This window comes from Stappia sp. P2PMeth1 (assembly GCF_900185735.1).
Lineage (GTDB): Bacteria > Pseudomonadota > Alphaproteobacteria > Rhizobiales > Stappiaceae > Stappia.
In genome coordinates, this window is record NZ_FYAW01000017.1 from 134,506 (window position 1) to 149,287 (window position 14,782).

Consider the following 14,782-nt stretch of genomic DNA (forward strand, 5'->3'; position numbering starts at 1 on the left):
CGGCGGGCAAGGTCGGGAAGGGCGGCGCGGCCGGTGGGGGCGCGGGGCCGCTCGGTCGGCCCTTCGAAAGGGGCCCGCTCAGGCGGCCCGGGCGGTGCCGGTGCAGGCCTCGATGATCTCCGCCGGCACCGTGTGATCGTCGTACCAGCGGCCCGACAGCGGCTTCTTCACCAGCGCGACATCGGCCGCGTAGGAGAGGATCTCGTCGTTGTGCCGGCCGATCTCCTGGCGCAGCGAGGCAGGCAGGCCGCCGTCGAGCTCATAGGCCCGGTCGATGGAGCCGGTGAGGTGGCGCAGGTGGTCGATGCGGTCGTTGACGATTCTGATCGAGCGCTTGGTGATGCGGCCGAATTCCGCCTTGTCGTTGGCCATGACCTGCATCGCCTCGTACATGCTGGGCAGGAACTCGTCGCGCTTCATCCACTTGGTCTCGTAGTTCATCGCGTCGCGCCAGCGCGGCTGGGTGAGCGACTTGCGATGGGATTCAAGATCGCGGTGGAACACCGTGTAGCCGTGCTCTTCGGGCTGCTCGAACCACTGGCAGCCCGGATCGAGGAACGGCACCATGCCGAAGATCGTCGGGATCACCTTGTCGTTCGGGAAGCGCTGCATCAGCCGGCGCGAATAGGCGACCGTCTCCATGACAGAGGCATGGGTCTGCTTCGGCATGCCGATCGTGTACCAGAGATAGAAGCCCTTGATGCCGACATCGAGCGCGGCGGCGATCCAGTCCTCCATCTCCTCGTTGGTATAGGTGCCGCGCCCGGTCAGCCGGCTGATCTCCACGTCATGCGACTGCGGCGACAGGTTGATATAGATGTCGAGGTTCGGCGCGACCTCGGCCATCTGCTTGAGCACCGAGGGCTTGGTCAGGCGGAACTGCTCGAAGGAAACCGAACTGACGACGCCGCTGTCGTTGACCGCCTCCAGGTAGGAGAGCAGGCGCGGGGCCGATTCCGAATAGGCCTGCAGCGTGTAGACGCTGAGCGGCGACTCGGTCTTGGGGAAGGTGGTGATCTCCCGCGCGAGCTGCTCCGAGCGGCGGTGGAAGACGGTCTTCTTCTCCACATTCATCATCCGCTGATAGGCCCAGCGCGAGCCCGAGCACCAGCCGCAGCTCTGCTGGCAGCCGGTGTTCGGCAGCACCATCAGGTTCGGCATGTTCAGCAGGTTATCGGTCTTGGGGAACATCTTCGACCAGTCGATCGCCACGTCGTTGAGCACGTCGGGCGTGTAGGAATGGCCGTTGTCGACGACTTCCCCCTTGTCCTTGTAGACCATGTTCTGGACGTCGAGGCGCCCGCGCACGCCGCGCTTGAGCTGGCCGACGAGGTCCGCCAGCGGCTCCAGCGTGTCGTATCCGCGGATGACGCCGTCGATCTGCGGATACTGCATCATCTCGCGGGCATAATAGGTGGAGACGATGCCGCCGAAGACGACGAAGCTCTCCGGATGCACCTTCTTCAGCACCCCGGCGACCTCGATCGAGCCCTGGCAATGCGGCAGCCAGTGCAGGTCGATGCCGAAGGCGGGGGCGTCGAGATGCTGGAACAGCTTCTCCACGTCGAGCGTCGGATGCTTCAGCATCAGCGAGGCCAGGTTGACGATCTTCACGTCCAGCCCGCGCTCGGCCAGGAAGCTCTTGATCGACAGGAAGCCGAGCGGGTGCATTTCGAAGATCGGGGTGACGTTGCTGCTCTCCTGGCTGGCATACCAGCCGAGCACGAAGTCGTCCCGGTTGCGGAAGTCGAAGATCGCCGGTGCATGGACCAGGATCAGGTCAGCCTTGATGCGTGTCATGGTCGCCATTCCTCGGACGCCGTGGCAGGGAAGGACAGGGTCCTTACGCCGCGGCCGACGTGATCTTGCTGTGACAGAAACCGGAGAGCGCGCTGAGCGTCTTGTAGTTCTGCGAGGTGATCTCGTCCTCGTCGATGACGATGGCGAATTCCTTCTCCATGTATTCGGTGATCTCGGCGATGCCGAGCGAGTCGAGAATGCCGCTGTCCAGCAGGTTCTCTTCCGGGTCGATGCCGCCCGAGACGTTGACGCCCGAATTTTCCAGCAGATAGGCGAGCAGGGTGTTGTGTACGCTCATCAGGTCGATTGCAGTCACGAGCCTTCCTCCTCAGGCTGTCGCGCGCCCGGCATGGGACACGGCGACGGTTGGCAACTCCGTTCGGGCGGCCGCTTTTGCAGTCTCGCCCTTGTGATATGCACAGTGACTGAAAAGATAGTCTTTGAAATTTGGGAAATTTTCCTAACGGAAGGAGCTTATTGAGCAAATATGGCAAGTCAATATCGTCGGTATTACTGAATTTCTATTGAGTTATATGTATTCCAGCAGGCGATATCCGCAGAAGTGACAGGCGGGCTTTGGGCGGCGAGTGCGGCCCCGTCCGGCGCGGAGGCCGGACGGGCGCCCCTCACAGGCCGAGGGCGCGGGCGGCGATGGTGCGCTGGATGTCCGAGGTGCCGGAATAGAGCAGGCTGCCGACCGCATCGCGGAAGTCGCGCTCCACCTCGTAATCGGCCATGTAGCCGTAGCCGCCATGGATGACGACGGAGTTCTGGCAGGAGGCGACCCAGGCCTCGCTCAGGTAGAGCTTGGCGAGCGCCGCCTCCATCGGGCAACTGCCCTTGGTCTTCTTCAGCCAAGCGACCTTGTAGAGCAGCAGCCGCGAGGTCTCGTGCCGCAGCTTCATGTCGACGATGCGGTTGGACACCGACTGGAACTTGCCGATCGGCTTGCGGAACTGGGTGCGCTTGTTGGCATGGGCGACGCATTGTTCGACCTGATGCTCCATCGCACCGACGAGATTGGCGAGGATCGAGCTGCGCTCCCACTCCATCGAGTTGTTGAAGATGCGCCCGCCCTGGCCCTCCTTGCCGATGCGCGCGGCAACCGGCACGCGGCAGTCCTCCAGCGTCAGCCAGGCCATCGGCGAGGTGCGCAGCCCCATCTTGCGGCGGTTCGGGCTGACCGTCAGGCCCGGCGTGTCGCGGTCGACGACGAAGCCGGTGAGGCCGAGCGAGCCGGCGCTCTTGTCGACGGTGGCGAAGATGACGAAGACATCCGCGACCGGCCCGTTGGTACAGAACACCTTGGCGCCGTTCAGCACATAGTGGTCGCCGTCGCGGGTCGCGGTGGTGCCGAGGCTCATCACGTCGGAGCCGGCCTCGGCCTCGGTGATGCCGTGGGCGCCGATCAGCTCGCCGGAAATCAGCCCGCGCAGATACTTCTCCTTCTGCTCCGGCGTGCCGAACTGGGCGATCGGCATCTGCACGGTCCACATCTGGCCGTTCATGCTGAACAGCAGGCCGTTGTCGCGGCAGCCGTAGCCGAGCGCCTCCATCGCCAGCACCGTGGTGATGATGTCCTGTTCGGCGCCGCCATAGACCTTCTCGAAGGGCAGGCCGAGGATGCCGAAGCCGGCGATCTTGCGCCACAGGTCGCGCGAGAGGATGCACTCGGCATCGCGCTGCTTGAGGTCGCCCTCGTTGAGCTCGTCCTTGGCGAAGCGGACGACCTTCTCCTTGAAGGCCTCCTGCTCGGGAGTGAAGCTGAAGTCCATCTGCGCTCCTCGTTTTGCGTCGGGGTTTTGCGTTGGGGGTTTGCGTCGGGGTTTGCGTCGGGGTGGTGCGATAGGGCCCGGCGGCCGATGCCTTGCGGGGCGTGCCGTTTGCGCGCCGCCCCGGCAGGTGGTTGGATGGCGGGGACGGGTCGTCGGGAAAGGCGCGGGCGCGAAACCCGGCCCGTGCCGGCGCCTCCGCGGAGCCGGGTCGTGCCCGCGGCGGGTGTTGCTCGCTGACGAAAACAACATTGGTAATCGTGACAGGAGCGAGGCGACTACTCGTATCGCAAGCTTAAGGTCGAGTTCTCGGTGGTACAGATATGAAATTCATATGTCATGATGCCCTCCCGTTTCGGCCTTCTTGGCGACAAAAACTAGTTCCTTTATTGCACTATCGCGTAGGACGAGAAACTAATTTTAATTACAACCGAAATACAACTTTCCGTTCGTGTCGAGAAATATATATTTTTGCCATATAAAGGTTTGCGTTCGAATTTTTGGGGACAGCAAAAATCGGCCAATCCTAGGGAGCAGAAGGCAAGCAATGAATCTGAGAAGGCTCAAGTTCTTTGTAACGGTTGCGGAGGAGTTGCATTTCGGCAGGGCCGCGGAGCGGCTCTGTATGACGCAACCTCCGCTCAGTCAGGCCATTCTGGCGTTGGAGGAGGAATTGTCCGTCACGCTGTTCAAGCGGACGAAGCGGAACGTGGCGCTGACCCCGGTCGGCGAGCACCTTCTGTCGCATGTGAGCAAGCTGCTGCAGGAGGTGGAGGCCCTGCCGGCGCTGGCGCGTCAGCTCGCCCGCGGCGAGATCGGCTCGCTCAAGCTCGGCTTCGTGACGACCGCCGACTACAACCTGCTTCCCGAACTGATCAGCCTTTATGGCGCCACCTATCCGGAGGTGAAGGTGACGCTGAAGGAGATGACCAGCGACCTGCAGGTCGAGGCCCTGATGCAGGGCGAGATCAATGCCGGCCTGATCATCCCCATGCACCAGACCCTGCATGCCTCGCTGTCCTACCTGCCGCTGCTGCACGAGCCGCTGGTGGCGGCGGTGCCGGAGGAGTGGGTGCGGGCCGGGCGCGTGGAGATCGTCAGCGGCCGGCTGAAGATCGAGGATGTCGCCGAGGAGCCGCTGGTGCTGTTCCCGCGGCGCTCGGCCCCGGCCTTCCACGACATCATCACCACCTATTTCGCGTCCCATGGCATCGAGCCGGTCATCGGCCAGGAAGCCATCCAGATGCAGACCATCATCAGCCTGGTCTCGGCCGGGATGGGGTTCGCGCTGGTGCCCGGCTCGCTGCGCCGGCTGGGCCGCATGGGGGTGCGCTATGTCGGCCTGGAGGGCAAGCCGCCGGTGATCGAGACCGGCCTCGTCTGGCGCAAGGAGGACCCCTCGCCGACGGTGCTGCGCCTGGTCGAGATCGCCCGCGGCCTCGGCGAACATGCCGGCGACGAGGACGGCGGGATCGGCCAGGGCCGGGGCGGGGGCGCTCCCGGTCTCGGCCTGCCCGAGGCGGCGATGGTGCAGGCCCGCCACGACCTCAACGGCCAGGGCCACGGTCACGCCGGCCGGATCGACTGAAGCGGCCGCCCTTTTGCAGTTCGAACGCGCAAGCAGCACACGGGGGCGCCGGCTCGGGAGGGTCGGCGCCGCCGCTGTCGGCGGGGGCGGAACGCAGCGCGATTAGGTCGAAAAACGTCTTAATACTCTCTCAGAAATATATTTCTGAAATGAATGACGAGGCGATACCGTCGCCTGGAGGCTGATGGGCACACCTTATCCGGATGGGAAACAGCGTGGGATTTGAGGCGGTTGCGCCGATCTCCGGCACTGTTCCGGCAAGTCCGGCCGGACCGGCGGTGCGCATCTGGATCGGGAGCCGGCCCGCGGGAGGGCCGGGACGGCGGCGGACCGGCGCCGCGGGATGTCCAGGGAGGATTGCGGGTGGCATATAACGAGCGTTCGAAGACGATTTCGCAAGGGATCGAGCGTTCGCCGAACAGGGCCATGTTCTATGGCCTCGGCTATACCAAGGAAGATTTCGACAACCCGATGATCGGCATTGCCAACGGGCATTCGACGATCACGCCCTGCAATGCCGGCCTGCAGCCGCTTGCCGACGTGGCGGTGAAGGCGATCAAGGAGGCGGGCGCCAATCCGCAGCTCTTCGGCGTGCCCACCATTTCCGACGGCATGTCGATGGGCACCGAGGGCATGAAATACTCGCTGATCTCGCGCGAGGTGATCGCCGACTGTGTCGAGATGACGGTGCAGGGCCAGTGGATGGACGGCGTGCTGGTGATCGGCGGCTGCGACAAGAACAAGCCCGGCGGCATGATCGGCATCGTCCGCGCCAATGTGCCGGCGGTCTATGTCTATGGCGGCACGATCAAGCCGGGCAAGTGGAAGGGCCAGGACCTGTCGGTGATCTCCGCCTTCGAGGCGGTCGGCGCCATCAAGGCCGGCCGCATGAGCGAGGAGGATTTCGAGGGCATCGAGCGCAACGCCTGTCCGACCACCGGCGCCTGTGGCGGCATGTACACCGCCAACACCATGGCCTCGTCCTTCGAGGCGCTCGGCATGTCGCTGCTCTATTCCTCGACCATGGCCAATATCGACCAGGAGAAGTTCGAGTCCACCGCCGAGTCCGCCCGCGTCCTCGTCGAGGCGGTGAAGAAGGGGCTGAAGGCGCGCGACATCGTCACCCGCGAGAGCGTCGAGAACGCCATCACCCTGGTGATGGCAACCGGCGGCTCCACCAACGCGGTGCTGCATTACCTCGCCATCTGTCACGCCGCCGAGGTCGAGTGGACGCTCGACGATTTCGAGCGGGTGCGCCGCAAGGTGCCGGTGATCTGCGACCTGAAACCCTCGGGCAAATACATGGCGGTCGACCTGCACAAGGCCGGCGGCATTCCGCAGGTGCTGAAGATCCTGCTGAATGCCGGCCTGCTGCATGGCGACTGCATGACCGTCACCGGGCGCACGCTGGCCGAGGAACTGGCGCATGTGCCGGACGAACCCTCCGCCGACCAGGACGTCATCCTGCCGATCGACAAGGCGCTCTATCGCGAGGGCCATCTGGCGGTGCTGCGCGGCAACCTCGCCGAAGACGGGGCCGTCGCCAAGATCACCGGCCTGAAGTCGACCTCGATCACCGGCCCGGCCCGCGTCTTCGACGACGAGCAGTCGGCGATGGACGCGATCCTGTCCGACCGCATCCGCCCCGGCGACGTGCTGGTGCTGCGCTATCTCGGCCCGCGCGGCGGCCCGGGCATGCCGGAAATGCTGGCCCCGACCTCGGCGATCATCGGCCGCGGCCTTGGCGCCGATGTCGGGCTGATCACCGACGGCCGCTTCTCGGGCGGCTCCTGGGGCATGCTGGTCGGCCATGTCACGCCGGAAGCCTATGAGGGCGGCACCATCGCCCTGGTGGAGGAGGGCGACACGATCACCATCGATGCCTCGCGCCAACTGCTGCAGCTCGAGGTGGACGACGAGGAACTGGCCCGCCGCCGCGCCAACTGGCGCCAGCCGGAGCCGCGCTACCGCAGCGGCGTGCTCGGCAAGTTCGCGCAACTGGCGCGGCCCGCCAACAAGGGCGCGGTGACCGGGTAGGGCGCCGCCGGCCCGAACTTCGGCTCGGCCCCCGCTCGTCCACCCGCCTCAGCCTCGGCTCGGCCCAGCCCAGCCCCAGCCCCCACCTCAGCCCCAGGGGGGGGGCCGCCCGTCCGGTTTCCGCACCCCGTTTTGATGGGAGGAGGGTGCCGGAGGCCGGACGGGCCGGTTTTCGCAGGCGCGGCGGGGCTGCCGGCGCCTGGAGAGAGTGCAGACCGGACGTCATGGACCGGACATCATGGACCGGACGCCGGAGACCGGACGTCAAGCCGGGGTCGCAAGGCCCCGGCCGCTGGCGTTTATGCGCCGCTCTCGATTTACGTTGCGACAGTCACAAGAAATAGCAAAATAGAATTAGACCGGAAAAGGGCGGTTTCCTATCCTCAACTTACAATCGAATAGAATAATATTCGCTTGAGGAGGGGAATTATGTCGGTCGGAGACTGTTGTTGTTGCTTCCCACGTATAAGTAACAAGGGTACTGCGCAGGCAATTCGCAGCCGCGCGCAAGGCAGCTCGTCCGGCCGCGCCGGTCTGCGCGGACTGCTGCTGACCGGCGTCCTGGCGCTGGCGCTCGCGGCCGGCTGGACCAGCCCGGCCGAGGCCGCCCGCTACACCATGACCATCGCCCATCTCTACCCGGACGATCTCACCAACAACGAGACGGCGCCGGCCCTCAAGCATTTCGAGCAACTTGTCGAGAGCGCCACCAACGGCGACATCGACGTGCAGGTCTTCGGCAACGGCGCCCTCGGCGGCGAGGTCGAGGCGGCGCAGCAGACCCGCGCCGGCAAGACCATCCAGTCGGTCATGCTCGGCTCGGGCACGCAGGCCTCCTTCTACCGCAACTACGAGATGATCACCTCGCCGTTCCTGTTCCCGGACTACCGGACGGCCTGGACCTTCTTCGACAGCCCGTGGTTCGCCGCGTTCATGAAGCCGATGGTCAAGGAAAGCGGCTTGCGCTACCTCGGCACGCTCGACGACGGCGGCGGCTTCGTCGCCTTCGCCAACAACAAGCGGCTGATCACCAAGGTCGAGGACCTGCAGGGCCTGCGCATCCGCGTCGAGGAGAACCAGGCGCATATGACGATCATGCGCGCGCTCGGCGCCTCGCCGACGCCGCTGCCCTGGGGCGAGTTGCAGACCGGTCTCGCCACCGGCCTCGTCGACGGTCATTTCCATGCGCCGGGCGTCAACGACATCTTCAAGCTCTACGACGTGACCAATTTCACCACCTGGAGCGGCCACGTCTACAACACCATCACCTGGAGCGTCAGCGAGGCCTGGTTCTCGCAACTGCCCGAAGACTACCAGAGGATCATCGTCGCCGCCGCGCGCGAGGCGGTCGCCATGGCGCATGGCATCGCCGCGCAGATCACCGTCGTCGGCTGGGTCAACTCCTGCAAGAAGTTCGAGCAGTGCCACATCCTCTCCGATGCCGAGAAGCAGCGGATGCGGGAGATCGCGCAGCCGATCTATCGCGAGTGGCTGGTGAAGGAATTCGGCGAGAAGGCGGCGCTCTATGACGAGTTGCGCGCCGAGGTCGAGCGCATCCATGCCGACCTGAACCGCTCCGCGATCGAGATCTATCTCGACTGACCGGAAGGGCGGGGAGGCCGGGCGTGCCCGCGCATCCCCGCCCGTCGCGGCCGGCCACCGCCGCGCCGCGCCCGTTTCAGCCGAGCCGACCGGGAAGACACCCCATGAGCACGACTTCCACCCTTGGGCCGGGAGCGCTTGTCGGCGCCCTGCGCCGGGCCAGCGACGCGGTCAACCGTGCGACCATCGTCGTCTGCGCCCTGCTGCTCGCCGTGATGCTGGTCATCTCGGCGGCGGGCATCGTGCTGGAGATGGGGCTGGCGCTGGCCCACCGGCTCGGCCAGGCCTCGCTGTTCGACAGCGGCCCGCTCGCCTTCGCCTATGCCAATACCCGGCCCTCGCTGTTCCGCCTGTTCCTGCCCTGGCTCGGCATGCTCAGCATCACCGTCGCCTTCAAGTATGGCGAGCATATCGCCATCCTCGCGGTGGCGCGGATGCTGCCTCGCTGGGCCGCACGGCTGGCGCAGGGCATCAACCTTGCCGCCATCGGCCTCTTCGCCCTGGCGCTGCTGTGGTACGGGTTCGGCTTCTTCCGCGAGGCGAGCAACCTCTACATCATCTCCTCCAGCCTGCAGGTGGCGCATCACTGGACGGCGGCCTCCGTGCCGGTGGCCGGCGCGATCCTGTGCCTGCACCTCGTCGACGGCATGGCCCTTTTGGAAGAGCGCGGCGCCATCGGCGCGGCGGCGGAGGAGATCGAGGCCGCCGAGGCGGGGCTGGATTACGGCGACGGACCGGCCGAGGCGGGCATATCGCCGCCGGGCCTGGCGGAAGCGGCCGGACCGACGCCGGCGCGCCGCGTCGCGGAGGTCGCGGGATGAGCGCCTCTCTCGCCTTTGTCGTGCTGATGTTCATCGGCCTGCCGCTCGGCCTGGTGCTGACCGCGGCCGGCATGATCGGCGCCTATTCCATCGGCGGGGCGGATTTCCTCGGCATTCTCGCCGACCGCTTCTATTCCGGCGTCTCCGGCTACGTGCTGATCGCCGTGCCCTATTTCATCATCACCGCCGAGATCATGAACCGCGCCGGCTTGACCGAGCGGCTGATCGCCTTCGCCAGTTCGCTGTTCGGCCGGGTGCCCGGCGCGCTGTCGCATGTCAACGTCACCACCTGCCTGATGTTCGCCGGGCTGACCGGCGCGGCGGTGACCGAGACGGCAGCGATCGGGCGCACGCTCATCCCCTCCATGCGCAAGGAGGGCTACAGCGCCGCCTATTGCGCCGCCGTCACCGCCTGCTCGGCCATCGTCGGGCCGATCATCCCGCCCAGCATCATCATGATCGCCTATGCCGCCACCTTGCGCGACATCTCGATCCTCGGCCTCTTCGCCGCCGGCATCGTGCCGGGGCTGATGATGGGCCTCGCCATGCTGATCGTCAGCGGCATCATCTCGTGGAAGCGCGGCTATGCCAGCCACCAGCGGGTGATGCTCTCGGTGATCGTCTCGACCGGCATCAGCGCGCTCGCCGCCATGGGCATTCCGCTGGTCATTCTCGGCGGCGTGCTGACCGGCCTGACCACGGTGACCGAGGCCTCGGTGATCGCCTGCATCTATGCGCTCGCGCTCGGCGGCTTCGCCTATCGCCGGCTGACCCGGAGGGACCTGTGGGAGTCGCTGGTCTCCACCGTCAGCTTCAGCGGCGTGGTGTTCCTGCTGCTCGGCGCCTCCAACGTGCTCGGCTGGTTCGTCACCCGCTCCGGCATCGCCCGCCATGCGGCCGAGACCATCGCCACCATGAGCGACAACCCGGTGGTGCAGATCCTCGCGGTCGCAGCGCTGCTCGTCGTCATCGGCATGTTCATCGACGTGCTGCCGGCGATCATCATCGCCGTGCCGGTGCTGGCGCCGGCGCTGGTCGAGCTCGGCTTCCACCCGCTGCATGCGGGCATGGTGATGCTGCTGGCGCTGAACCTCGGCAACATCACCCCGCCTGTCGGCCTGACGCTGATGACCGCCGCGCGAATAGCCAACGCCCCCTACGAAAGCGCGGTGCGGGAATCGCTGCCCTTCGCCTTTGCCCATGTGGTGATCGTGGTGCTGTGCGCGCTGTTTCCCATCCTGACGCTGCTGGTGCCGCGCCTGTTCGGCGTGGGCGTGTGAGGCCTTCTTATCCACAACCGACACAGAGAGTGACGACCATGACCAAGGATCAATCGGTGGAGCGGCTGACCGCAGTCCTGCAGAAGATCGCTGCGGCGGAGGAAGTGCGCGAGGGCGATCCCGGCCCGGTGACGCTGGTCGCCGTCAGCAAGACCTTCGACGCTGACGCGATCCGCCCGGTGATCGCTGCCGGAGCCCGCGTGTTCGGCGAGAACAAGGTGCAGGAGGCGCAGGAGAAATGGCCGGCGCTGAAGGCCGAATATCCCGACATCGAGCTGCGCCTGCTCGGGCCGCTGCAATCCAACAAGGCGAAGGACGCGGTCGCCCTGTTCGACGTGATCGAGTCCGTCGACCGGGAGAAGATCGCCGCCGAGATTTCCCGCGAGATCGCCCGCCAGGGCCGCAGCCCGCGGCTCTATGTGCAGGTCAATACCGGGCGCGAGCCGCAGAAGGCCGGCATCGATCCGGACGAGGCCATCGCCTTTGTCGAGCGCTGCCGCGACGAGTATGGGCTGACCATCGAGGGGCTGATGTGCATTCCCCCCGCAGGCGAGGACCCCGCGCCGCATTTCGAGCTGCTGGCCGCGCTTGCCGACAAGGCGGGGCTCGCCCGCCGCTCCATGGGCATGTCCGGCGACTACGAGAAGGCGGTGATCTACGGCGCCACCAGCGTGCGCGTCGGCTCGGCCATCTTCGGCGCCCGAACCTATGCCTGATCGCCTATGCCTGACCCGGCTTTTCCTTTTCATTCAGGACGCTATTCGATGAACATCAACGCTCACCAGAAGCTGGACTACCGGATCACCCACCAGTTCGACGGCCTGACCATTTCGGACGGCGAGTTCCAGCGCCTGCTCGACATCGCCAGTTGGAACGGCCATGTGCCGACCTTCACCCGGCGCGGCCGCGGCTCCTGGGAAAGCCTCAACGAGCCGATCGCGCTGAAGGACGACCCCTCGGTCACCTTCCATGCGGCGAAGCTGAAGGGCGTCGGCCTGTGGAACCCGATCCTGCCGGGCGACGCGGAATATTCCAACAAGCTGCATGACGATGCCGGCAACGATCCGGTGCCGCCGCTGACCGACCTCTTGGAATATCTCGTCACCTATCCGCATTTCGGCATCTCGAACGAGGGCGAGTACAAGTATGCCTACAGCTCGCCGAGCCCGATCGGCGGCATCGTCCACGAGCGGGCGCATCGCGAGTTCTGGTCGGCCGAGCGGCTGGTGCGCCACGGCGTGCCGACCATCGCGCCGCTGGCGGTGATCGAGTATGGCGGCAACCTGACCTTCCAGGGCCAGCCGATGGGCGCGGTGCTGACGCTGTCGCCCGGCGCCGCCGCGTACCGCATCTCGGAGATCCTGTTCGGCGCCGGCATGGCGCGCGGCAGCGATCCGGCCTTCGACGCCCATTACGACGACATCCGCGCGGCGCTCGGCGTCGAGGGCGACCCCGACGACGAGCGCGTCCGCCTTGCCGTCATCTGCAAGCTCGCCCGCGAGGCCGGCAAGCTGCTGCACGACTTCTCCCTGGCCGAGCTCTACCGCTATTCCGGCGACTGGGGCAATTTCGTCTACTCGGTCGAGAGCAAGCGGCTGTTCCTGATCGACCTCGATTCCGTGCAGGACATCAACCACCTGCCGGAGGCGGCAAAGGCGATGCAGGCCTGGCGCGACCTCGCCAGCGCCATCTACCGGATGGTCGGCAAGCTCGGCTATCCGACCGCGCTCGGCAAATACACGATTCATAACCTGATGGAGTTCGATCCGATCGCGGCGAAGATCGCCGGCTATTTCCCCGACGTGCCGGAGGCCGAGATCCGCGCCATCTCGCGCCGGATGTGGGGCTATTTCATCCCGCATCTGGCGCTGCTCACCAAGCACCGCGACGACATTCTCGGCGGCTGGGACGGCGACCGGCGCAAGTCCTACAAGATGGACCACGACCTCTTCTACATCCTGGCGCTGACCCTGCTGCGGCCGCTGTTCGAGCGCAGCGCCGTCGGGCGCAAGTATCCCAGCGACATCACCGACGACGAGATGTGGGGCAAGGCCGAGCGCTTCCTGGGCCCCCGCTTCCAGTATTTCGGCTGGCTGATGGGCCGCTACGACATCTGAAGCAATTCCAGGAAAAGTGGGAACCGGTTTTCCGTCCGGAATTGCGTAAAAACAAAGGGATAGGAGACGACGACGATGGCGCGCATCATTCCGCGACTGCTCGAGGCTCTGGCGCGGCAGGCACCGGAGGCCGCCGCCATCGTCTTCGAGGGCACGACCTGGACGCGGGCGGAGCTGCAGGACTTTGCCGTCCGCATCGCCCGCGCCCTGCATGCCGGCGGCGTGCGCCGCGACGACCGGGTCGCGGTCTGGCTCGACAAGTCGCCGGAGGCGGTCGGCGCGCTGCTCGGCGTGATGATGGCCGACGCGATCTGCGTGCCGCTCGACCCGACCGGGCCGGCGCCGCGCCTTGCCGGCATCCTGCAGGACTGCGAACCGTCGATGCTGATCTCCTCAGGGACCAAGGCCAAGCGGCTGGAGGCGCTGGCGGCGGAAGGGTGCGAACTGCCGCCGGTGCTGGTGACGGGCGGTGTGCCGCTGGCGCTGTCGCCGGACGCGCGCGGCATCGCTTCGGTGATGCTGGAGCCGGAAGGCGAAGAGAGTGGCGAGGAGAGGGGCGAGGCGGCCGCGCCGCCGCCGTCGAAGATCATCGACGAGGACCTCGCCTATATCCTCTACACCTCCGGCTCGACCGGCCGCCCCAAGGGCGTGATGATCAGCCACCGGGCCATCGTCGCCTTTTCCGACTGGGCGGGGGCGTATTTCGAGCTTCAGGCACAGGACCGGGTCGCCTCGCATTCGCCGCTGCATTTCGACCTGTCGCTGTTCGACGTGTGGACGGCGCTGGCGCATGGCGCCTGCGTGCATCTGGTGCCGCAGGGCCTGTCCTTCATGGCGACGGATCTGGTGCGCTTCATCGCCGAAAGCCGCGTGACCGTATGGCAGTCGGTGCCGTCCGTGCTGCGGATGATCGCCCGCCAGCTCGGCGATCCGGGCCCGGAATTCGACCAGTTGCGGCTGATCTTCTTTGCCGGCGAACCCTATCCGCCGGCGGAGCTGCGCGATCTGATGTCCCGCCTGCCGAAGGCGCGCTATCACAACATCTACGGCGCCACCGAGATCAACGACGTCACCTGCCACGCGCTGACCAAGCTGCCGGGCGACGGGCCGCTGCCCATCGGCGTGCCTTGCGCCCATATGGAGGTCCTGGTGCTGGGCGAGGCGGGCGAGGTGCTGTCGGAGGAGGGCGCCGTCGGCGAGCTCTGCGCCCGCGGGCCGACGCTGGCCAAGGGCTATTGGGGCGATCCGGCGATGACGGCGGCGAAGTTCGTCCAGGACCCGCGCCACGACCTTTACCCCGATCCGATCTACCGCACCGGCGACCTGGTGCGCATCGGCGAGGGCGGCATGCTCCACTATGTCGGTCGGCGGGATTCCCAGGTGAAGATCCGCGGCTTCCGCGTCAATATCGGCGAGGTCGAGGAGGCGATGCTGCGCCACGACGCCATCAGCGAGGTGGCGGTGATCGACGAGCTCGACGCGGAAGGCACCCGCACGCTGACCGCCTGTTTCATCGCGGAGCGCGAGGCGCCGGACGCGCGCACGCTGAAGCGGCACTGCCTCGCCTTGCTGCCCAACTACATGGTGCCGGAGCGCTTCGTGCCGGTCGACCTGCTGCCGCGCACCTCCACCGGCAAGATCGACCGCCAGGCCCTGCGCCGGCGGCAGGAGGACGCCTGCGAGGAGCGCACGCCGCAGCCCGCCTGAGCCGGGATCGCCGCGGGGAGAGCTGTGCAAGGCGATCGCTGCAAGGAGATCGTTGCAA

Annotated in this window: 11 protein-coding genes; 8 read left to right on the top strand and 3 right to left on the bottom strand. The window is 66.3% G+C overall.

Features of this window, described 5'->3' with window-relative positions; translation table 11 throughout:
- Nucleotides 1–78 precede the first annotated feature (78 nt).
- The 3 genes from P2PM1_RS09580 to P2PM1_RS09590 all read right to left on the bottom strand — a co-directional run bounded on the left by P2PM1_RS09580 (nt 79) and on the right by P2PM1_RS09590 (nt 3,575).
- Complete coding sequence (locus P2PM1_RS09580) at nt 79–1,800, bottom strand: B12-binding domain-containing radical SAM protein (RefSeq protein ID WP_186398902.1); 1,722 nt, start codon at nt 1,798–1,800, stop codon at nt 79–81.
- A gap of 43 nt (nt 1,801–1,843) precedes the next feature.
- Entirely contained in the window at nt 1,844–2,116 is a 273-nt protein-coding gene (locus tag P2PM1_RS09585; protein WP_186389692.1) for an acyl carrier protein, read from the bottom strand.
- Between the two features lie 310 nt (nt 2,117–2,426).
- Nucleotides 2,427–3,575, bottom strand: a complete 1,149-nt coding sequence (locus tag P2PM1_RS09590; protein WP_186398903.1) for an acyl-CoA dehydrogenase family protein — start codon at nt 3,573–3,575, stop codon at nt 2,427–2,429.
- A 544-nt stretch (nt 3,576–4,119) separates the two neighbouring features.
- On the opposite strand from P2PM1_RS09590, the gene P2PM1_RS09595 reads away from it, so the two are divergent.
- The 8 genes from P2PM1_RS09595 (at nt 4,120) to P2PM1_RS09630 (ending at nt 14,724) form a co-directional block, all read left to right on the top strand.
- Entirely contained in the window at nt 4,120–5,160 is a 1,041-nt protein-coding gene (locus tag P2PM1_RS09595) for a LysR family transcriptional regulator (protein ID WP_186389690.1), read from the top strand.
- Between the two features lie 363 nt (nt 5,161–5,523).
- Nucleotides 5,524–7,197, top strand: a complete 1,674-nt coding sequence (ilvD, locus tag P2PM1_RS09600; protein ID WP_186398904.1) for a dihydroxy-acid dehydratase — start codon at nt 5,524–5,526, stop codon at nt 7,195–7,197.
- 429 nt (nt 7,198–7,626) lie between these two features.
- A complete protein-coding gene (gene dctP, locus P2PM1_RS09605) occupies nt 7,627–8,799 on the top strand; it encodes a TRAP transporter substrate-binding protein DctP (RefSeq protein WP_186398905.1) in 1,173 nt (390 codons plus the stop codon).
- Between the two features lie 104 nt (nt 8,800–8,903).
- Complete coding sequence (locus P2PM1_RS09610; protein ID WP_186398906.1) at nt 8,904–9,620, top strand: TRAP transporter small permease; 717 nt, start codon at nt 8,904–8,906, stop codon at nt 9,618–9,620.
- Complete coding sequence (locus tag P2PM1_RS09615; protein ID WP_186398907.1) at nt 9,617–10,900, top strand: TRAP transporter large permease; 1,284 nt, start codon at nt 9,617–9,619, stop codon at nt 10,898–10,900. Before P2PM1_RS09610 ends, P2PM1_RS09615 begins: the two co-directional genes overlap by 4 nt.
- Nucleotides 10,901–10,938: 38 nt before the next feature.
- The gene (locus P2PM1_RS09620) at nt 10,939–11,616 is read left to right on the top strand and encodes a YggS family pyridoxal phosphate-dependent enzyme (RefSeq protein ID WP_186398908.1); all 678 of its coding nucleotides are present in this window, start codon (nt 10,939–10,941) and stop codon (nt 11,614–11,616) included.
- A gap of 48 nt (nt 11,617–11,664) precedes the next feature.
- Nucleotides 11,665–13,017, top strand: coding sequence for an SET domain-containing protein (locus tag P2PM1_RS09625; RefSeq protein WP_186398909.1), 1,353 nt, complete (start codon nt 11,665–11,667; stop codon nt 13,015–13,017).
- A 75-nt stretch (nt 13,018–13,092) separates the two neighbouring features.
- A complete protein-coding gene (locus P2PM1_RS09630; protein WP_186398910.1) occupies nt 13,093–14,724 on the top strand; it encodes an amino acid adenylation domain-containing protein in 1,632 nt (543 codons plus the stop codon).
- Nucleotides 14,725–14,782: the final 58 nt, after the last annotated feature.